13 protein-coding genes are annotated in these 21,018 nt (G+C 72.5%); 3 read left to right on the plus strand and 10 right to left on the minus strand.

Translation table 11 applies throughout. The features are described from left to right. Window positions 1–5: 5 nt before the first annotated feature. The 3 genes from AC07D6_RS13225 to allB form a co-directional block, all read right to left on the minus strand. A complete protein-coding gene (locus AC07D6_RS13225) occupies window positions 6–626 on the minus strand; it encodes a dihydrofolate reductase family protein (RefSeq protein WP_315877841.1) in 621 nt (206 codons plus the stop codon). A gap of 281 nt (window positions 627–907) precedes the next feature. Continuing rightward, window positions 908–2,044 carry an allantoicase gene (gene alc, locus AC07D6_RS13230; protein WP_315877842.1) on the minus strand — a complete coding sequence of 379 codons (1,137 nt, stop codon included), beginning with the start codon at window positions 2,042–2,044 and terminating at the stop codon, window positions 908–910. Window positions 2,045–2,049: 5 nt separating this feature from the next. Further along, window positions 2,050–3,390: an allantoinase AllB gene (allB, locus tag AC07D6_RS13235; RefSeq protein ID WP_479044039.1), complete on the minus strand. Its 1,341-nt coding sequence runs from the start codon at window positions 3,388–3,390 to the stop codon at window positions 2,050–2,052. A gap of 320 nt (window positions 3,391–3,710) precedes the next feature. Here allB and AC07D6_RS13240 point away from each other — a divergent pair, with 320 nt between their 5' ends. Beyond that, window positions 3,711–4,517, plus strand: coding sequence for an IclR family transcriptional regulator (locus AC07D6_RS13240; RefSeq protein ID WP_315877843.1), 807 nt, complete (start codon window positions 3,711–3,713; stop codon window positions 4,515–4,517). 181 nt (window positions 4,518–4,698) lie between these two features. On the opposite strand, the gene AC07D6_RS13245 is transcribed toward AC07D6_RS13240, so the two are convergent. Beyond that, window positions 4,699–6,597 carry a serine/threonine-protein kinase gene (locus AC07D6_RS13245; protein ID WP_479043946.1) on the minus strand — a complete coding sequence of 633 codons (1,899 nt, stop codon included), beginning with the start codon at window positions 6,595–6,597 and terminating at the stop codon, window positions 4,699–4,701. Window positions 6,598–6,732: 135 nt separating this feature from the next. On the opposite strand from AC07D6_RS13245, the gene AC07D6_RS13250 reads away from it, so the two are divergent. Both AC07D6_RS13250 and aceB read left to right on the plus strand, forming a co-directional pair. Further along, entirely contained in the window at window positions 6,733–7,383 is a 651-nt protein-coding gene (locus AC07D6_RS13250) for a nucleotidyltransferase family protein (RefSeq protein WP_315877845.1), read from the plus strand. A 249-nt stretch (window positions 7,384–7,632) separates the two neighbouring features. Next, window positions 7,633–9,255, plus strand: coding sequence for a malate synthase A (gene aceB / locus AC07D6_RS13255; protein WP_315877846.1), 1,623 nt, complete (start codon window positions 7,633–7,635; stop codon window positions 9,253–9,255). Window positions 9,256–9,347: 92 nt separating this feature from the next. Here the strand turns inward: aceB and AC07D6_RS13260 are convergent, their stop codons facing one another. The 6 genes from AC07D6_RS13260 to AC07D6_RS13285 form a co-directional block, all read right to left on the minus strand. Beyond that, the gene (locus AC07D6_RS13260; protein WP_479043949.1) at window positions 9,348–10,466 is read right to left on the minus strand and encodes a DEAD/DEAH box helicase; all 1,119 of its coding nucleotides are present in this window, start codon (window positions 10,464–10,466) and stop codon (window positions 9,348–9,350) included. 85 nt (window positions 10,467–10,551) lie between these two features. Further along, on the minus strand, window positions 10,552–10,824 hold the full coding sequence (locus tag AC07D6_RS13265) for a hypothetical protein (protein WP_479043951.1): 273 nt from the start codon (window positions 10,822–10,824) through the stop codon (window positions 10,552–10,554). 61 nt (window positions 10,825–10,885) lie between these two features. Next, entirely contained in the window at window positions 10,886–13,021 is a 2,136-nt protein-coding gene (locus AC07D6_RS13270) for a DEAD/DEAH box helicase (protein WP_479043954.1), read from the minus strand. After that, complete coding sequence (brxD, locus tag AC07D6_RS13275) at window positions 13,018–14,346, minus strand: BREX system ATP-binding protein BrxD (protein ID WP_479043957.1); 1,329 nt, start codon at window positions 14,344–14,346, stop codon at window positions 13,018–13,020. Before brxD ends, AC07D6_RS13270 begins: the two co-directional genes overlap by 4 nt. After that, window positions 14,343–17,057 (minus strand): BREX-2 system phosphatase PglZ, encoded by a 2,715-nt coding sequence (pglZ, locus tag AC07D6_RS13280; RefSeq protein ID WP_479043959.1) that lies wholly within the window; start codon window positions 17,055–17,057, stop codon window positions 14,343–14,345. The genes brxD and pglZ overlap by 4 nt, the downstream gene beginning before the upstream one ends. A gap of 41 nt (window positions 17,058–17,098) precedes the next feature. Next, complete coding sequence (locus AC07D6_RS13285; RefSeq protein ID WP_479043961.1) at window positions 17,099–20,932, minus strand: BREX-2 system ATPase PglY family protein; 3,834 nt, start codon at window positions 20,930–20,932, stop codon at window positions 17,099–17,101. Between the last annotated feature and the right edge of the window lie 86 nt (window positions 20,933–21,018).

Below are 21,018 nucleotides of genomic sequence, written 5' to 3' on the forward strand. Positions count from 1 at the left end.
CGCGGTCACTCCCCCGGGGCGAAGGTGCCGAACCGGGCCGGGCCGGTCGGCCGGTACGTCTGGACGGTCGCCCCGGTGGACGTGGTGCGGTGGTCGGTGAGCTCGAACGCGATCGGGGTGCCGCCGTCGGGGAAGAGCCGGCGGCCCCTGCCGAGGAAGACGGGGAAGACCAGCAGGTTGAGCGCGTCGACCAGGCCGTGGGCGATGAGGCCCTGCGCGAGGCGGGCGCTGCCGTGGACCTGGACCTCTCGGCCGGGGCCCTCCTTCAGCCGGGCGACCGCCTGGACGAGGTCGCCCTCGACGAGGTGCGAGTTGTTCCACTCGGCCTTCTGCAGGGTGCGCGACACGACGTGCTTGGGCAGGTTGTTGAGACGGCTCGCGACCGGGTCGTCCGGGTCGGTGACCCGCGGCCAGTACGAGGCGAAGATCTCGTACGTGCGGCGGCCGAGGAGGAAGGCGTCGGCGCGGCCGAAGACCTCGTTGACGAAGCGGCCCATGTCCTCGTCCGCGAAGGGGACGAGCCAGCCGCCGTAGTCGAAGCCGCCGCTGCGGTCCTCGTCGCGACCGCCGGGGGCCTGCATGACGCCGTCGAGGGAGAGGAAGGTGGTGAGGGTGAGCTGAGCCATGGCACGCGCCTTTCGCCGGTGTTCCGTCACCAGCTCAGACCCTCGCGCGCCGCGGAACCCGTCGCCGCGCGGCGACGCGGCGGGGGTGTCCCTCCGCAGGAGCAACACCCCCGCCGGTCCGGCCCGGCGCGGGGGACGGCCGGGGCCGTGTCTCCGGGCGGGTGAGGCCGCGCCGCCGGGCGGGCCTGCCGTCGGGCGGCCGGGGCGCGCGGTGCTGTCGGGCCGTGCGCCCCGCCCGCCGGCCCGGGCGGGTGTCGTCCGCCGCCCGGGCCGGGGGTGGGTCAGCCGCCCAGCTCCTGGTGGCGGGAGGTGAGGCGCTTGGCCCCTTCCTCCGTCAGGGAGCCGAAGAGGCGCAGGCGGGAGATGCCGCCGTCGGGGTAGATGTCGATCCGGACGTGGGTGCCGACGGCCGGGGCGGGCAGCACGAAGCGGTGGTTGGTGTCGGGCTGGAGCCGGGTCCGGGGCAGGAACTCGGTCCACGCGCCGTCCTCGCCGTCGCGTACGGACAGGGCGGCCCAGCCGGCGCTGTTGCCCTTCAGGTAGGCGGTGTCGATCTCGACGGCGCGGATCTCGGCGTGCTCGGCGAGCCGGTAGCGGATCCAGTCGTTGCCCTGGTCGCGGCGGCGCCGGGTCTCCCAGCCGTCGTCCATCTTGCGGGAGCGGCCCGGCTGGATGGTGTTGGTGGCGGGCGAGTAGAAGCGGTCGGAGGCGTCCTCGACGCCGCCGCCGTTCTCCAGGGCGACCAGGTCGAAGGTGCCGAGCGTGCCCAGCCAGGCCGGGTCGGGGGCGACCTCGCCGTACACGCGGAGGCGGGCGACGCCGCCGTCGGGGTGCTGGTTGAGGCGCAAGTGGGTGAAGCGGCGCTCCACGTCGACGGCGAAGCCGTTCGCCGCGTGCCCGCCGACGGCGGTGCGCGGGACGAGGGCGGTCCACTCGACGTCGGGGCCGAGCAGTTCCTCGGGCGAGGGCGAGCCGGGCACGGACGCGCCCTCGACGGAGACGGCCTGCGGGTAGTTGCCGCGGAAGTGGGCGGTGTCGACGACGATGCCGCGGATCACGCCGGGCGCGCCGAGCCGTACGAGCGCCCAGTCGTGGTCGTCGGCGGTGGGGTGCGGCCGGTCGGCGGAGGCGCCGCGCCGCCGGCGGGTCTCCCAGCCGTCCATGACCTTGCCCTTGTGGCCGAAGTGCTCGGGGTCGAACTCCGCGGGCTCCGGCTTGAGGAGGTTCTCCCGCTCGGCGAAGAACTCGTCGTTGGCGGCGACGACACCGCCGCCGAGGCGCCGGTCGGCGAGGTCGGCGAGGCCGGTGAAGGGGAAGTCCGCGGTGCGGTAGTCGGCGTACGGGTCGCCGCCGCCGTACGGGCTGGCGTCGCCGGTGAAGCGCGGTATGCCGGTGGAGCCGGCTCCGGTGTCGGTCACGGGATTCACTTGTTCCTTTCGAGCAGTCGCCCGCTGGGTGCGGCGGGGTGGCCGCGGTCGGCGATGCGTACGCCGCGCAGCCAGGTGGAGGTGACGACGCCGTACAGGGTGCGGCCCGCGTAGGCGGTGACCCGGTTGCGGTGGTGCAGCAGCGCCGGGTCGACGGTGAAGGTCTCGTCGGGGGCGAGGACGGCGAAGTCGGCGTCGCGGCCGGCCTCGATGGCGCCCTTGCGGTCGAGTCCCGCGAGGGAGGCGGGGGCGGTGGACATCCAGCGGGCCACGTCGTCGAGGGTGTGGCCGCGCCGGCGGGCCTCGGTCCAGACGGCGGGGAGGCCCAGTTGGAGGGAGGAGATGCCGCCCCAGGCGGTGGAGAAGTCGGGGGTCTTGAGGTCAGCGGTGGACGGGGAGTGGTCGGAGACGACGCAGTCGATGACGCCGTCCGCGAGTCCCCGCCACAGCGCGTCCTGGTTGGCGGCCTCGCGGATGGGCGGGCAACACTTGAACTCGGTCGCCCCGTCCGGCACCTCCTCGGCGGTCAGGGTGAGGAAGTGCGGGCACGTCTCGACGGTGACCTTGACGCCCTCGCTCCTGGCGGCGGCGATGAGCGGCAGCGCGTCGGCGGACGACAGGTGCAGGACGTGGACGCGCGCGTCGAGGCGGCGGGCCTGGGCGATGAGGTTCTCGACGGCGGCGTTCTCCGCGTCGCGGGGGCGGGAGGCGAGGAAGTCGGCGTACTTGGCCGAGCTCCTGCTGGGGGCGGCGTCGAGGTGGTGCGGGTCCTCGGCGTGCACGATCATCAGGCCGCCGAAGCCGGCTATCTCGGCGAGGGAGACGGCCAGTTGGTCCTGGTCGAGCTGGGGGAACTCGTCGACGCCGGACGGCGAGAGGAAGCACTTGAAGCCGAAGACGCCGGCCTCGTGCAGCGGACGCAGGTCCTTGACGTTGTCCGGGAGGGCGCCGCCCCAGAAGCCCACGTCGACGTGGGCCTTGGAGCGGGCGACGTCCTGCTTGGTCCGCAGGTGTTCCACGGTGGTCGTGGGGGGCAGCGAGTTGAGCGGCATGTCGATGAGGGTGGTGATGCCGCCGGCGGCCGCGGCGCGGGTGGCGGTCCAGAAGCCCTCCCACTCGGTGCGGCCGGGGTCGTTCACGTGGACGTGGGTGTCGACCAGGCCGGGGAGGACGACGTGGTCGCCCACGTCCTCCAGCCGGGCCCCGGCGGGCACTTCGGCATCGTGCGGCAGGACCGCGGCGATGGTGCCGCCGGCCACGGCGACGGACGCGGGGCGCGTGCCGTCCGGGGTGACGACGCGCGTCGAGCGCAGTACCAGATCCACGTCGCCGCTCACGTCCACGCTCACGTCCACGCTCTCCCCTCCGCGAAAATTCAACGAACTGTTGAAGGAGTCTTCACCCGCCCGCCGAGCGGCGTCAAGGGGGGTCCGGAGCAGGGAGACCCACTTGGCAGATTCCACAAAGTGGAAATAGAATTTCGCACAGAAGAACGTAGCTCCGTACGGGGGAGGCGCCCAAAACCCGGGGGGCGACGCTGCGGACACACGGACAAACAGGCCCTGACCGGCCGGGACGCCCCGTCGCGGGCGATGTGCCCGGCGGGGCGGCCCGGTAGGCTGCTGCCTTGTCCATCCGCCTCGAAAGGACCGTTGACGTGCCGTCGTCCAACGCCAGCACCACCGACGCCGCCAAGCCCGCCACCGGCACGGGTGGCGTGCAGTCCCTTGAGCGTGCCTTCGACCTCCTGGAGCGGATGGCCGACGCCGGGGGCGAGGTCGGGCTGAGCGAGCTCTCCGCCAGCAGCGGGCTGCCGCTGCCCACCATCCACCGGCTGATGCGCACCCTCGTCGCCTGCGGGTACGTGCGCCAGCAGGCCAACCGGCGGTACGCGCTCGGTCCCCGCCTGATCCGCCTCGGCGAGTCCGCCTCCCGCCTCCTGGGCACCTGGGCACGGCCGTACCTGGCGCGGCTCGTCGAGGAGACGGGCGAGACGGCGAACATGGCCCTGCTCGACGGGGACGAGATCGTGTACGTCGCGCAGGTCCCGTCCAAGCACTCGATGCGGATGTTCACCGAGGTGGGGCGGCGGGTGCTGCCGCACTCCACGGGCGTCGGCAAGGCACTGCTCGCGCACACCCCGCCCGAGGAGGTGCGGGCGCTGCTCGCCCGCACGGGGATGCCGGCGGCGACGGAGAAGACCATCACCACGCCCGAGGGGTTCCTCTCGGCGCTGGAGCAGGTGCGGGCGGCGGGGTACGCCGTGGACGACAACGAGCAGGAGATAGGGGTCCGGTGCCTCGCCGTGTCGGTGCCCGACGCGCCGACCCCGGCGGCGATCTCCATCTCGGGCCCGGCGGGGCGGGTGACGGAGGCGGCGACGGACAGGATCGTCCCCGTCCTCCAGGAGGTGGCCCGCGACCTGTCGACGGCCCTGGCCAACACGTCGGCCCCCGCGTCCTGACCCCGGCGGCCGGGGCACGGCGGTCCCCACGTACGCGGCCCGCGGGACGCCCCTCGCCCCGAGAACCCTCACCGGGCCGCCACCGAGCGCGGCCCCGGACCACCACCGCGGTGGCGACGGCCCCCGTGGAGCGGGCGGCGGCGGTCGGCCGCAGGGGCCGGACCGGCGCCGCCCGGCTCGCTCAGCTCGTCTGCTCCACGTCCATCGCGCCGCGCCACACCGTCACGTCGAGGGTGATGTAGTCACTGGGGTCGGACTCGGGCGAGAAGCCGCCGACGGTCAGCAGGGCCACGTCCCCGGCACCGTTCTGCAGGCACACGCGGGAGCCCTTGGTCATCTGCGACGTGCTGATGGAGGTGGTGAAGCGCGTCTCGTCGAGGCAGGTCTCCAGCGTGCCGGCCTGCCCGTTGCGCAGGAGCACCATGCGGCCGCTGCTGCTGGGCGTGGAGATGCCGGAGATGCCGTAGCGAACGTCGCCGTCGTCCTCCTTCGGCTTCACCGGGTCGTCCGCGAGGGACAGTTCGTACCCCTCCGTGAGGTCGATGCCCTTGTAGTCGACGGGCTGGGGCGGGGTGGCGGTGGCGCCGTCCTGTGACGGGGTGCCGCCGCCGGCGCCCGCGTCGGCGCCCGTGCCGGTCCCTTCGCCGGCCTGGTCGCCCTCGTCCTGGCCGGTGGTGTCGGCGCTGGCGGCCGGGGTTCCGGGCGTGCCGGAGGTCGCGCCCTGCGCCTGGCCGCCGCGCCCGTCCTTCCCGTTGTCCTTGAGGAGCGTGTACGCCGTGACGCCGCCCGCGACGGCGAAGGCGACGACCGCGGCGGCGGCGATCAGCGCGGCACGGGACCTGCGCTTCGGCGCGGGGGCCGGCGCGCCCGGGGCGGGCGTACCGGGGGCGCCCGGGCCGTACGGCGCGGCGCCGACGACCGGGTGGGTGTACGGGTGCGGCGCGGGGGTCTGGTACCCCTGGGCGTGCGGCGGGGGCGTGTGGGCGTGGCCGGGGCCCGTGGTCGGCGGGGGGCCGAAGCCCTGCGGCGGCGCGGAGGGCGCGGCGTGGGCGGTGGCCGGGTGCGTGGGGGCGGGGGTCGCGTGACCGGCGGCCGGGGCGACGGACGGGGGCTGCTCCGCGGGCGGCGCGGCCGGCGGGGGCGGCGTCGTGGCGGCGGCCGGGGCCGGGGCGGCGGCGCGGGTGGTGATGTCGGCCGCGACCGCGCCGGGCAGCCACTCGTCGGGGCGGCGCAGCGCGGTCTGGTCGCTGGCCCGCTGACACATCGTCAGCACCTCGGCGACGGAGGGCCGTTCGGCCGGGTCCTTCGCCAAGCAGCGGCCGACCAGTTCGCGCAACTGCTCGGGGAGCCCGTCCAGCGAGGGCTCCTCGTGCACGATGCGGTAGAGCACGCCGTGCGACGTGCCCTCGCCGAACGCGGGGCTGCCCAGCGAGGCGTACGCGGCGACCTGCCCGAGCGCGAAGACGTCCGTCGCGGGCGTCACCTGGCTGCCGGCGGCCTGCTCGGGTGCCATGAACGACGGCGTGCCGATGGTGACGCCGCTGCTGGTGAGCGACGTGGCGTCGGCGGCGCGGGCGATGCCGAAGTCGATGACGCGCGGCCCGTCGGAGGCGAGGAGGACATTGCCGGGCTTCAGGTCGCGGTGGACGATGCCCGCGCCGTGGATGACCTGGAGGGCCTCGGCGATGCCGGCGACGAGCAGCAGTACCGTGTCGACGGGCATCGGGCCGTGCTTCTGGACGGCGTCGGCGAGGGAGGGCCCGGGGACGTACGCGGTGGCGAGCCACGGCTCGCGGGCGTCGGTGTCGGCGTCGATGACCGGCGCGGTGTAGAGGCCCTGGACGCGCTGCGCGGCCTGGACCTCCTGGGCGAAGCGGCGCCGGAACTCGGCGTCCTGCGCGAAGTCGGGCCGGATCACCTTGATGGCGACGGGGCGACCGCCCGGCGTGTACGACAGATAGACCTTGCCCATGCCGCCCGCGCCGAGGCGGGCCGCGAGCCGGTACCCCGCGACGGAGCGCGGGTCGTCCTCCTCCAGCGGCTGGAAGACGGTCCCCCCATGGTGCTGACCACCACTCATCGATCCATGTCTCCTGAAAAGGACTCACCGCGCGCGCGGTGCGTGTGGGAACGGCACTGCGGTGCCGGAGATCCGCACCCTATCCAAGCGAGGTGCCCCGGCTCCACGCGCGAACGGGTGCGGTATGCACTCCCCATGGACGGTACGAGAACGAACGACGCCGAAGCGGCCCCTCCCGCCCCACCGCCGGTCGCCGGCCTGCTGCTCGCGGCGGGCGGCGGCAGACGGCTCGGGGGGCGGCCGAAGGCCCTGTTGGAGCACCGCGGGCGACCGCTGGTGGAGCACGCGGTGGCCGCGCTGCGGGCGGCCGGGTGCGGGGTGGTCCACGTGGTGCTGGGTGCCGCGGCCCGGACCGTGCGGGAGCGGGCGGACCTCGCGGGGTGCGTGGTGGTGGAGAACCCGGAGTGGGAGCGGGGCATGGGCTCGTCGCTGCGGGCGGGCCTGGCGTCGCTGGAGGGGGCGCCGGGCGGCGGGGTGGACGCGGCGCTGGTGGTGCTGGTGGACCAGCCGGGGATCGGCGCGGAGGCGATGGCGCGGGTGGCGGGGGCGTACCGGGGGCGCGGCTCGCTGGCCTCGGCCTCGTACGGCGGGAGGCGCGGGCACCCGGTGCTGCTGGGCGCGGACCGGTGGGCGGACGTCGCGGCGGGCGCGGAGGGCGACCAGGGGGCACGGGCCTATCTGCGGGCGCACGAGGCGGAGGTCGTGCTCGTGCCGTGCGGGGACGTGGCGGAGCCGTACGACATCGACACGGCGGCGGATCTGGCGCACCTTGAAGGGGCGGGGTGAACGGGGCGTACACGGCGCGGCACCGAGCGCCACGTTGTGTCGACCCGAAGAATCTCGACATCAACAAACCATTGAACTTCCACCATGAGGAAACTATTATCCACTGATCAGAAGGACCAGTCAGTCCACAGGCGCCCGCGACCGCCCCGCGGCTCATGCGGCACCCCGTGCCACGCGCGCATGGGCCCCGGCGACCGCACCGCACCACACCGCCGCCACCGCCAAGCCCGCTGAAGGAAGTGACAGCTCATGTCCGCACCAGCGCCGTCTCCGCTGGCCATCGTCGATGCCGAGCCCCTGCCCCGGCAGGAGGAGGTCCTCACCGACGCCGCCCTGGCCTTCCTGGCGGAGCTGCACCGGCGGTTCACGCCCCGGCGTGACGAGCTCCTCGCCCGCCGCGCCGAGCGCCGCGCCGAGATCGCCCGCACCAGCACGCTCGACTTCCTCCCGGAGACCGCGCACATCCGGGAGGACGACAGCTGGAAGGTCGCCCCGGCCCCGGCCGCCCTCGACGACCGCCGGGTCGAGATCACCGGCCCGACCGATCGCAAGATGACCATCAACGCGCTCAACTCCGGCGCGAAGGTCTGGCTCGCCGACTTCGAGGACGCGTCCGCCCCCACCTGGGAGAACGTCGTCCTCGGCCAGCTCAACCTGATCGACGCCTACGAGCGGAGGATCGACTTCACCGACCCGCGCACCGGCAAGTCGTACGCGCTGCGCCCCGCCGAGGAGCTGGCGACCGTCGTCATGCGCCCGCGCGGCTGGCACCTGGAGGAGCGCCACCTGGTCTGCGACGGCCGCCCGGTGCCGGGCGCCCTGGTCGACTTCGGCCTGTACTTCTTCCACAACGCGCGGCGGCTGCAGGGCCTCGGCAAGGGCCCGTACTTCTACCTCCCGAAGACCGAGTCGCACCTGGAGGCCCGCCTCTGGAACGACGTGTTCGTCTTCGCCCAGGACCACCTGGGCATCGACCGGGGCACCGTCCGCGCGACCGTCCTCATCGAGACGATCACGGCCGCGTACGAGATGGAGGAGATCCTGTACGAGCTGCGCGACCACGCCTCCGGGCTGAACGCGGGCCGCTGGGACTACCTCTTCTCCATCGTCAAGAACTTCCGCGACGGCGGCGCCAAGTTCGTCCTCCCGGACCGCAACGCGGTCACCATGACGGCCCCGTTCATGCGGGCGTACACCGAACTCCTCGTCCGCACCTGCCACAAGCGGGGCGCGCACGCGATCGGCGGCATGGCGGCGTTCATCCCGTCCCGCAAGGACCCCGAGGTCAACAGGGTCGCGTTCGAGAAGGTCAAGGCCGACAAGGACCGCGAGGCCGCGGACGGCTTCGACGGCTCGTGGGTGGCCCACCCCGACCTGGTGCCGATCGCCATGGCCTCCTTCGACGCGGTCCTCGGCGACAGGCCGAACCAGAAGGACCGCCTGCGCGAGGACGTCGACGTCCGGGCCGCCGACCTGATCGCCGTCGACTCCCTGGACGCCCGCCCGACGTACGCCGGTCTGGTCAACGCGGTGCAGGTCGGCATCCGCTACATCGAGGCGTGGCTCCGCGGGCTCGGCGCGGTCGCCATCTTCAACCTGATGGAGGACGCGGCGACGGCGGAGATCTCCCGCTCCCAGATCTGGCAGTGGATCAACGCCGGCGTCGTCTTCGAGAACGGCGAGAAGGCCACCCCGGAGCTGGCCCGTCAGGTCGCCGCGGAGGAACTGGCCGCGATCCGCGCCGAACTCGGCGAGGAGGCCTTCGCGGCCGGCCGGTGGCAGCAGGCCCACGACCTCCTCCTGAAGGTCTCCCTGGACGAGGACTACGCCGACTTCCTCACCCTCCCCGCCTACGAACAACTCGTCGGCTGACCCGCACGACGGCCGACGGCCCCACCCGGGGCCACCACCGCCCCCCGCCGCCGCACAGCGCCGGGGGGCGGTGGCGTCCGTACGCCGACGTGTCACCCGCAGCGACAGTGCCCCGGCAGGACGTCGGGCGCGAGGGACCTCATCGCTTCACGCTGATCCTCCGACATGCGGGGCAACCGCCCCGCCATCACGTCGAAGTACGGATGCCGACGCCAGGCTTCGTGGTCACCCACGACGAACAGTCTGCGACGTGCGCGGCTCACCGCCACGTTGAGGAGATTCGGCGCGGAGGCGGCCCAGGCCCGGGGTCCGGCCTTGTCGCCTCCGGCTCCCAGCACCAGGAGCACCACGTCCGCCTCCTTCCCCTGGGTCGTGTGCACCGTGCCGATCCGGTCGCGCGGCACGGTACGGCAGAGGCTGCGGCGCAGCCCGGCCACCACGTCCCGGAACGGGCTGATGACGAACAGCTCCCGTGCCGGGTCCAGGCCGCGATCCACCAGCCGGTGCACGATGACGTTCGCCGCATCACCCTCGTCGGGACACCACTTCCCCTCCGGCGCGCGCCCGCCCGCCACCGGCCACCACACGCTTCGGCGAGCCACCGGATACTCGTCGTCCCGGTGCGCACCGTGCACCATCAGACCGTCGTAGGCGATGCTGTTGCTGAGGGTGAACATGGGATCGTCACAGCGCCGGTGCACCCGCAGGGGCGAGCCCACCCACACGCGGTCCTCGGCCGCGCCGTCCGGGGACGGTAGCCAGGTCCCGTACCGGTTCAGCCGGTCGGCGACGCGCTGCGCGGACGTACGAGAGGGCGCCCATTCCCCGTGCACCCCGAACGTCCGGTGCAGCGCCTGCTGACCGGTGTGCGGCAGCGTCACCACGGGCTCCAGTTGCAGAGGGTCCCCCACGATCACGCCTCGCCGTGCGCGCCACAGGGCGCCGACCGGCATCTGGGGCGCCGCCTGCCCCGCTTCGTCGATCAGCATCCAGCCCAGAGCTCCGGGTCCGATCCCGGAGAACATCCGGTCCAGCGAGGCGAAGGTGGTCGACACGACGGACAGCGCCAGGAAGAGGCTCTGCCAGGCGGCGAGGACCACGTCGCCTCCCAGGGTTTTGGGGGCATCTCCGCACAGGACGTCCATGGCCGCGTCGAGGTTCTTCCGCATGCGGTCGGCGGCACCCTCGATGAAGGCGCGGTGGAGGTCCATCGCTGCCAGGAAGAGCCGCGTCGTCGTCGGTGACGTCGAAGGCGAGCAGCGCGGTGTCCCCGTCGAGGTGCCCGTCGTGGTCCTCCTAGCTGTCTCCGAAGACGTCGAGGAGGACGTCTCGTACGGCCGACACGGCATAGACCCCGCAGTACACGGTGTGCTGCCACACCATGTTCCGCCCAAGAGGGCGCCGTCGTACGGGATGCCCTGGCTCCCACGGCAGAGGGCGCTCCGCATCGGCCGCGTACATGCCCTTCGCCGGCGCGACCTTGTCGACCTTCTGCGGGCTGAACATCTCCACGGCTCGCCAGTACCGGACGATGTCCACCCTGCGCTGCCGCTCGCTGCGCGCCGCCATCCTGCCCCGTCTCCCTCTCGCGGTCCTCCCGAAGCGATCAATCAACCAGCAGCGGCCGGTGTCAGGAGTCGAAACCGGCCACGAACCTGGTCGGCTCCTCGAGCACCTTCCGGGCTCCCTCCAGGTCGGCGAATCTCACCGCCAGGGTCGCCTCCGCCAGTCGGGGCGGGAGTGCCTCGGCGAACTTCAGTCCCTTCACCGCTCGGATGTCGATCTCGGGCAGGCAGAGGCGCCCTGATGCGTCCGTGACAGCCTGCTTCCACGCCAGGGGGGTGACGTCCTCCCTCAGCCGGATCCAGCAGTCGTTGATCCGCTGCCCCGGCACGGCCACGGTGGCGAGGGAAGCGGCGAGTGTGGCGTTGGCCTGGTGCCCGGCCCAGGTCCACCACCGTGCGGGCCCGCCGCTCCTGAGCGTGATCGGGGTGCCGCCCGGGTGGACGGCGTCGACGAAGCGGTCCCTGGTCTCGGAGAGGGACGCGACCGCCCGCTTCGTGAGCTTGACAGGCGGGTCGGAGCCGAGCAACACCTCGCGTACGGCCCTGGTCAGTTCGAACGAGCTCGACCGCATGAAACCCAGGCCGCTCCACTTGGCCTTGCCCCCACCGTCCGTCGGTTCGACGTAGCAGCGTTTGCGGCGCCAGTCGATGTAGGTCACCACCCAGCTGCGTCCGGCCAACAGCAGCTTGCGCGGGCCCTGAATCTCCTCGGTGAGCAGATCGGGGTCCGTGCGTCCGATCTCCGAGCGGCCGTGGAAGACCGTGAACTGCGGAGGGGCGGTGAACACCGCCGTGAGGCCCATGAAATGGCGGTGACCGAATCGGCGTTCCGCCTCCGGGCCGACGAAGAGCATGCCTCCGTCCCGGTCCAGATAGCCCTGCTCCACAAGGTGGCGCACGATCGGCTCGGCCGATTCCCCGAAGGGTCCCAGGTCGTTCCACCACTCCCGCCACAGCTTGTCGCCGACGCGGTGTTCCTGCAGGCAGAGCGCGATGAGCTGTTGCGCCACGATGTGGCGTGGCTCCGGCGGTGGCGCGACCGGTTCGACCCAGCCACGGGACCACAGCAGCAGCAGCCCCGCCGCCGAGAGCAGCCCGTCCTCGTCCAGTGCCAGGAAGAGACAGTTGCGTGTCGTGTCCGGTCGACGGCCGGTCCTGCCGAGCCGCTGCAGGAAGGAGGCGACGGTGCCCGGAGCGTCGATCTGGATGACCCTGTCCAGGTCACCCACGTCGATGCCGAGCTCCAGAGTGCTCGTGGAGACGATGACGCAGTCCCTGGCCTCCGCGAACGCCTGCTCGGCACGGCGCCGCTCGTCCAGCGAAAGGGAGGCGTGGGAGAGGAAGGTGGTGACTCCGCGCAGCCGGAGTTTCTGGCCCAGCTCCTCCACCATGCGCCGTGACTCGCAGAACACCAGCCGCTTCTCACCTCGGTGCAGGGCCGAGATGACGGTGGCGGCGTTGTCCACCGAGCCGACGTAGTCGAGCTGGATGTCGCCGGGAGGCGGTCCCGGGGACACGGTGGCCGGCGACGGCTGGTGGTCCAGGTGCGGTGCGACGACACGTGCCGCGCGGCTGCCGGCACCCGATCCCTGCAGCCAGTGGAGGAGCTCCGCCGGATTTCCCACAGTGGCCGACAACCCGACCCGTTGGACGGGGCGGCCGACGGCTTTCTGCAGCCGCTCCAGGACGGCGAGCAGGTGCCAACCCCGGTCGTCCCCGGCGAAGGCGTGCACCTCGTCGACGACGATGGTCCGCAGCCCGGAGAAGAAAGCCCGATGGTCGACGTTGGTGCTGACCAGCATCGCTTCCAGCGACTCCGGCGTGGTGAGCAGTACGTCGGGGCGGTTGACGAGAATCCGCTTGCGGTGGCCCGCGGTGACGTCACCGTGCCACAGGGCGGCGGTGCGCCCGAGCCATCCGGTGTACGTCTCCAGGCGCGGCAGCAGGTTGTTCAGGAGCGCCTTCAGCGGGCACACGTACAGCACCGACGTGCTCTGCCACCCCTCCCGGCTCATCCGCGTCAGCAGGGGGAAGGCCGCAGCCTCGGTCTTACCGCCTGCCGTGGGCGCCAGGAGGATGGCGTCCTCTCCGGCGATCAGGGGCTCGACGGCCTCCTCCTGCAGGGGGCGCAGCCCCTTCCATCCCAGGGAGTTGACAAGGTGGTGGACGAGCACCGGATCGAGTGCGTCGATGGCCGTCACGGGAGGTCCAGGACGATGTCGTCGGCGTCGGCCACCGCGTTCCGCTCGACCTCGTTGAGTTCGGCGCCGGACACCGTGAGCGCGTAGTGGGCGCGCGGGTCGAAGTCCTCGAACTCGTCGACGCGGTCGAGGACGTCGGCGACCAGCTTGCGCAGGAAGAGCCTGGGCGCCACACCGACCTTGCCGCCCAGTCCCCCCGTGACCGCGTGTGCAAGCTCGCTCACGTACGCGTCGTCCACGCGCGCGGCGATCCTGTCCCGATTGCGGGCGGCCCCCGCGTACAGGTCGCGGACGCCTCGGCCCAGTTCTCCGAGCCTGGGCAGGTCGAAGCCGGAGAGGCGGAGTTGCACCGCCCGGGGTGAGTCGAAGCGCGGGTCGGTGGTGAAGTCGGTGGCCAGGCGCTGAGCGAGCGGGGCAAGCCGCTGGACGCCCTGCTGCCCGTCGTAGAACGCGGGCGTGCCGGTGATCACCAGGAACAGACCTGGGAAGCGGCCGGTGTCGATTTCGTCCAGCAACTGCCGCAGCGCGTTCAGCCCCTTCTCCCGTACGTCTCCGCGCACCCGCTGCAGCGTCTCGATCTCGTCGAGGACCAGAAGCAGCCCCGGGTGGCCACAGTCGCGCAGCACGGTCAGGAGGCCCTGCAGGAAGCCCATCGCCCCGAAGTGGTCGAGGTCGCCCCGTACCCCGGCGGCCCGGCGGGCCGAGGCCGCCACGGACTTCTGGCCGCCGAGCCAGGCGATGAGCGCCTCGGCCGTGGAGGCATCGCCGGAGGTCCGTGCCTCACGGTACCCGCGCAGGGCGGCGGAGAACGCCGGGGTGGTGCGGGCCACGTCGGCGAGCCGTTGCTCCATCAGCTCGTCCACGGCGCGCCCTAGGGCAATCTCGTCGCCCTCGGCCACCTCCCCCGCGTCGAGGATCTCCTCCTCCAATGTGTAAAACCAGGAGTCGACGACCGCGCGCAGGGCACTGGGCTGGTGCGTCGCGGTGGTGAGTCGTTCGGTGAGCCTGCGGTAGACGGTTTCGAGCCGGTGCAGGGGCGTCTCCGTCTCGGAGATCTGCACCTCGGCCGTCGCGAGCCCCGCGCGCTTGGCCCGCTCCGCGAGCCACCGTGCGAAGAAGGTCTTGCCGGAGCCGTACTCGCCCCGGATCGCATGGAAGGCGGAGCCTCCGCGGGTAACGGTCGCGATGTCGTCGTCCAGGGCTCCGCTGAACCGGTCAAGGCCCACGGCGAACAGGTCGAGTCCCGCCCGCGGCACGGTGCCGCGCCGGAGCGCGTCGATGACCTCGCGGCGTCGTGCCGCGCTGACGTCGGTGGTGTCGGTCATGACTGGTGCTCCGTTCCGAACTGTTCCTCGAGCAGGGGGATGTTCAGCTCGACGGTCCGCCCGCCGTCCACGAGGTTGATCACTCCGTAGCCCTCGACGTTGAGGAGCCGCTGCACGACGGTGACGAAGATCTCCGCGTTCCGCTGGGACCGGCCGGTCGCCGCCGCGGCTGCCGCGGCGACCGCGTCGGGGGTGAGTTTCCCGCCGGCTTCGGCGAGCGCGTCGACGACCGCGGCGACGGCCTTGGCGTCCGGTGCGCGGCGCACGAAGGTCCTCTGGGTGCGGTACCGCTGCGAGGCGGTGACGCGCGCGCCGAGCGTCTCGCTTCCGGGCTTGACCTCCGCCTCGTCGAACAGGCCCTCGCCGACCTGGTCGCTACCCCGGCGTCGCGACCTGCGCGCCACCGGCCCTGCCGGTGACCGGCTCTCCGCCTCCTCGGTGGCCGTCCCCCCGGTGTCGGCCCGCCGCTCCCACCAGGCCGGCACCGCACGCTCGCGCGGGAGTACGGTCCAGCCGTCGGGCAGCAGCTTTTCCGAGGGCACCAGCACGAGCACGGGGGCCGTGACCTCGGCCAGGGAGGCGCCTCCGTGGTAACCGGCCCTGCGGGGGGTGTAGCGGATGTCCTCACGCCACGGCACCACGATGGTGCCGCCGCCTTCGAGGACCCTCGGCCCGGTGAGCTCGACCTCCCCCTCGGCGGCCGCTCCCGTGCGCCAGCGGGCGCTATGCGCCCCCTTCGTCTTCATGGGACCGTCTCCCGGGGGCGTTCGCTCGAGCACATGGCCGTGGTCGGCGGCCAGGACGACGGGGCGGCCGTACTGACGGGCGGCGTTGAGCAGGTCGAGCAGGTGGCTGACGTCCTTCAGCCGCCAACCGGTTCGCTGCCCCTCCTGCCCGTGGTCGAGCGCGTCGTCGATGGTGTTCAGCACGACGCCGACGACCGCGTCACCGGCGAGGGCGTCGAGCAGTTCGGGGGCGAGCCTGTGCCCTTCGGCGCCGCCGATCCGCCCCTTGTGGAACAGGACGCCGGTTCTCCGGTGCCGTTGCCAGAACGCGGCGAAACCGCTGCTCTCCGAGGACTGCTTCCCGGTCGTGGCCTTCCCCGCCAGCAGGGACGCCCGGCTGATGGTGGTGATGGACGGCAGCATGGAGACGGCCGCCTGGCGGTGCGGAGGACGTCCGTCCCGTGGGGCGGGTACGACCTCGGTCCACACCCGGCGGTCCAGGTCGTCGCAGAGCTGCGCCGCGGTCGCGGCGCTCATTCCGTCGAGTACGAGGATGAGCGGCGGCGACGTGGCGGCGAGTGGGGCGGCCAGCGTCGCCAAGACCTCCTCGATCAAGAGCGCGCCCGCGGGGGCGTGCACGGAAGCCGTGCGGGTCCAGCCGGCCAGCCGTCTGCCGAACTGCTCGTCGAGGGCGTCACGCCGGGCCCGAGCCCGGTTGATCAGCGTGTGGTAGGCCTGTCCCACCGCTGGGTCGCCGTGCGGGTCGCCCGCGCCGAGGACGGCGAGGGCGCGGTCGACCCATCCCCACTGCCCCATGTGCTCACGGACGCCGTGGGCGACGGAGTCGACGGTGGGCGCCGGCCGGTCGAGCCATCGTACGAGGCGCACCGCCATGCGCGCGGCCTCGGAGCTCGCCGGGTGCAGCCGGGACAACTGGTGGGCCAGCACGTGCTGCAACGCGGCCTCCGCCGGGGCCGGGCCGCCGTCCAGGGCTGCGGCCAGGTCCCTGAGACGGGCCCGGAAGCCCGAGGGCAGCAGGGCGTCGCCGCGCAGGGCTTGCGCCAGTCCGGCTTCCCCGGCGAGTTCGTCGGCCCGGTCGAGCACCGCGTGGACCCGCTGCCGGGCGTCCGCCCCCGCCGGTGTGGTGGCCTCGGCCTCGGCGATCCATCGGGCAAGGGTCCCGGTGACCGCCGCGGTGAAAGGGGGCAGGTCGTCCACGGACCGCAGGGTGGAACCGAAGAGGCCCCCGAGGGCGAAGCCGGTTCCGGCGGGTGCGTCCGGCGAGCTCAGCACGGAACCGAGGACACCGAGCGCCATGGCGTCGCGGCCCCGTCCGTCGGCCACCAGGGCGAGCAGCGTGGGAGCCGCGGCGCCGACGGTGTCGGTGAGCCAGGCCGTGAGGCCCGCGCGTTCCCGTTCGGGCAGTTCCCTGAAACGGGCGGGACCGGCTGTCGTCCGCGACCACGAGAGCAGTGTGTTCGTGTCCAGGTCCGCGCTCTGGCCGCCGTTGCCCCGGCCGAGCCCGAGGCGTTCGCCGATCAGCGCCAGCACCGCCGTGTCCCTCGTGAGCACGGAGCCGGTACGTGGCCAGCCTTCCTGTGGCTCGGCCTCCACGAGGGCGTCCAGCAGCCAGGTCTCCCGCATCATGCGCGGATCGAGGTCGGTCGCGCCGAACAGTTGCTTGACGATCTCCGCGCGGTCGACGGTCAGGCTGCGGCGCCCGACCGCGTGGGCCCTGACGTCCCAGCCGAGAGCCGTGGCCGGGATGGCGGTGGTGACCACCAGGACGCGGTCGGGTTCCGCGTCGGACAGCAGCCGCTGCCAGGCGTCGACGACGCCCAGGGCGGAGTCCTGGTCGGCGACGGTGACCGGGCGTTGCCGACCGTCGACCCGGACGGTGAACTCCGTGGGCGCGGTGGGGTCGTACCGCGCGTTGACGAGCAGCAGCCGCCGGTCCTTGGCACGACCGAGCTCAGTCTCCAGCAACGCTTCGACGATCCGCCGTCCGATGAGCGGTCGGACGGCCATCAGGACGACGCCCCGTCGCCGGTGGCGGCACCACCGTCTGCGTCGTCGGCCGGCACGGCGCGCCACGAGACCTCGACGGCCCTGCCCGGATGCTTCGCCGCGTACGCCAGGATCTCGTCCCACAGGTCGTTCAGCGCGTTCTCGATCTGTCCGGGCTGGAGCCGTACGGACTCCGCCGGTGTGGCGGCCCGCACCTCGCGCTCGTCGCTCGGGACCGGCCCCCTCTTCTCGTCGGTGGTGCCCTTCCGCGTGTCGACCGGCACCTCGTCGTGCGTGACCGGAGGCATGGGCGCGGGATCGGTCACCCGTACGAGCCGCGCCGCGTCACCGACGAGGTCGACCGCCTTCGTGCGGATGGACGCGAGCACGGGGACGAGCGACCGGACGAACTCGCTGTCCGCCGCGGCCTCGGCGACCTCCTGGAGCAGCCGTTCGGCGCGCTCGCCGACACTGTCGTCACGGCCGGCGAAGCCGCGCACGCTGTCGAGCAGTTTCCAGTCGGCGTCGTCCAGGGCCTTGAGCACGTCGGGTGCGGAGCGGATGGTGGCGGCGAGGTCCGCGTCGGACGAGGTGTACGAGGTGGCGGCGAGCTCCCGTACGAGGGCGGTGGCGTCACGGTGCCGACCGAGCCGGGCGAGCAGGTCCGCCGCGTCCCGGCACGCGGCCGTGCGGGCGCTGGCGGCGGCGTCGATGCCGAGGGCTTCGGCGTGTCGGTTCAGGGACGTGCGGACGGCGTTCACCGGCTGCTCGTACTGTTCGGTCTTCTCCCGCACGGCGTTGTAGAGCTTGTTCACGTTACGGGCGAACAGGTGTGGCTGGACGGCGATCCCGAAGACCCTGCCCGCCCGCTCGCGGGCCGCGGTGTACTCGTCCTCCGTGGGCAGTTGCTGGGAACGCAGGGCGTACCCCGCTCCGATCTTCTCCAGCTCCGGAGGCTGCGGCAGGGCGCTGCCGTGATAGGTCCAGGCCCGGTCGTCGAGCAGGGCGTACGTGGCGATGATCAGGTTGCTGACGTTCTTGTCGAGTCCGGTCCAGCCGAGGTCCTTGGCGATCCACTCGCGGATGTCCTCGACGGACACTTCCGCCGCGCCGGGCCGGTGCTGGTGGGCTAGCTGGTTGATGCGGGCCCGCCAGTCGTTGCGCAGGACCAGGGGGCCGTCGTGGACGTGGCCGAGCTCCAGCGGCTCGACGATCCGCTTGACGGACTTGAGGTGGTGGCTGTCGACTTCGACGCGCCGCCCGCCGTCGTCCATGGCACGGGTGATCCACGTCAGGGCGGTCCTCAGGTCCCCGAGGCCGATCGGCCTGGTGTCGCCGGTGCGGCCGAAGTCGGGGTGCTTGGGGTAGAGCGCGCGGAAGGCTCCGTCGGCCAGGTGCTGAAGGTTGTCCTTGAAGGATTTCCCGCCGAGGAGTTGCGGCCCGGCGTACTCGGGCAGCAGGGACATCACGTGCCTGCCGTCGTTCACCTCGATGGAAGCGCTGTTCTCGTCCAGCTTGGCGATGCCGTAGAGCTGGGCGAGGGTCGCGGTGAGCTGCGAGGTGAGGGTGTCGCGCTGGGCGGAGAGCTGGTGGCGGACCCGGACGCGGTCGTCGGAGGCCAGGTGTCCGGCGTAGTCGTCGAGCCGGTCCCGCTCCAACAGGTAGTTGATCTTGATGAGCCTGCCCAGCTGTGCCTGCTTCTGCTCCGAGAGGAACGACGGCAGCCACACCACGGTCGCCGCCATGAGCCCTTCCGAGCGGAGCCGCTCGACCCGCTGGACGTCGTCGTTGGGGTAGTGCTGCCCGTCGTCGAACGGGTAGTCCAGGATGAACCGGACCCGCCCGTCGACGCCCGGCCGGAACTGCTCTGCCGAGAGCTGCACCTCGTCCCGTACGTTCTCGAAGACGAACTCGGCGGTGCGTCGCGTGCCCTGCCAGACGACTTCCTGCTCGCACACGAACGCCCCGGTGTCCTTGAGCCCGAGGGCCTTCCACAGCTGGTCCTTGACCCAGATGCGGCGGGCGCCGGTGCGGTCCTCGTCGGCGACCATGTCGAGGAGCGGCTCGATGTCCAGGTCGGACAGGTGCAGGGTGAAGACGGGGTCCTGGTCGCCGTCGGCGCGGATCTCCCCGAACTCCGCCTGCAGTTCCCGCAGCCGGTTGACGACCAGGGAACCGGGGGCGACGGTCCGCGACCGGATGGAGCCGTGGTTGAGCGCCGCGATCCGCGCCCCGGTGAGCCGCTTGAGCGCGGGCACGTCGGGGGCGAGGGCGGCGAGCAGCAGCGTCTTCACGAACCGGTCGTCGGCGATGAACTTCTCGTTGTCCTGGGATCCGTACTTCTCCAGCAGGTGCGCGCGCACCTTGCCGTGGAAGGCGTGGGCGGCCTCCGCCTCGTTCTTGAGCCGGTCGGTGAACGCCTCACCGGTGCCGTCGGACAGGACGTCCCACAGGTCACCGAGCGGGATGAGCTGCCCCAGCTTGAAGTCGCCGCGCCGCCGTCGCAGCATCTCCTGCAGCAGCTTGAGGCCGGTGCGTTCGCGCTGCAGGGCTCCGGACAAGGCCACGAGGACGTTCAGCAGGGCCGGCGAGAGCGGATAGACGGAACGGAAGTCGCTCCAGTCCGCGTGCGTCGCGCCGTGCGCGTCCAGCAGGACGTCCTTGACCTGCGAGTTGGTCGACTCGATCGCGCTGAAGGCGTCGTTCAGCGCGGTCCGTACCCGCTCGTCCTTGGGCTTGAGGATGCGCTCCTTGATGATCTCGGGGAGGTTGCGGTCCTCCAGGCTGACCACGTCGAAGCGTCCTGCCAGGTACTCGACCTGCTGCTCCAGGTTCTTGACGTCGGCGCCGACCACGTCCGCGCCGACGAGCTGGGAGAGGTCGCGCTGCCGGGAGATGAAGGAGACGATCGGCACGGGCCGTGCGCTGTCGCCCGACTCGATGAGCTTGACGAGCTTACTGACCTCGGAGTTGACCTTCTCCCGGTTCGACATGTGCGCCTGGAGCCACAGGATGAGCTCGTCCAGGAAGAGGACGATGCCGTCGTAGCCGAGCGACTTGGCGTGCCGGCTGACCACGGCGAGGCCGTTCTCGAGCGGCAGGAACGCCTGGGCGTCCCCGCGGGCGCCTTCCGCGTACGACGCCATCGGCCCCGTCAGCAGCGCCGACACGAGCCGGTCGCGCACCGGGTCCCCGGCGGGCGCCGAGAAGGCCCGGTCCAGCTCCGCGGCGGTCCATGCGGTGCCGGAGCCGTCGATGACGTCCAGGTCGTCGAGGTCGTCGTCCGCGCCGGCCACCCCGGCGCCGGGCAGCAGCTTGACGAACGCGTCGTCCCCGATGTTCGTCCGAAGCTTCGACGCGTCCGCGAGCATGGCGTCGGCCCGGTAGACGGGCGGTGTCGACGCCTCGGGGTGCAGGCGACGCACCTCCGCGACGTACCCGCCCAGCAGCGCCGAGTCCAGGTCGGTCGAGCCGACGAGGTGGTACGGCACCATGAGGAACCGCTTGCCCCGCAGCCAGTCGTCGTGCTCGGCGACGACCTCCTGCAGCCGCGGCTTGGCGCGGGCGGCGGGCTCGTTGTTCAGTACGGCGTGCAGCACGGTCAGGAAGTGGCTCTTACCGGAGCCGAAGGAGCCGTGCAGGTAGGCGGCGTGGGAGTTGCCACTGCGCACGGCGGCCCGCACGATGCCGAGCGCCTTGCCGAAGGCCGCCTTGAGCTGGTCGGTGACGACGTACTCGGCGACCCTGGCGGCGGTCTCGGTGAACCCCCCGGTGAGCTCCACCTTGAAATCGCCGGCGTGGACGTCTTCCTTGATGTCGATGACGTCCCGCAGGAAGAGCTCGTTCGTGGGCATCGGTGTCTCTCGTTCCCTCACTCGGCGGTTCACCTGTTCCGCGCTGTGCGCACTACCGCCCTCATCTTGCCAGGTCATGGGCCCTG

This window comes from Streptomyces sp. NPDC045287 (assembly GCF_056432325.1).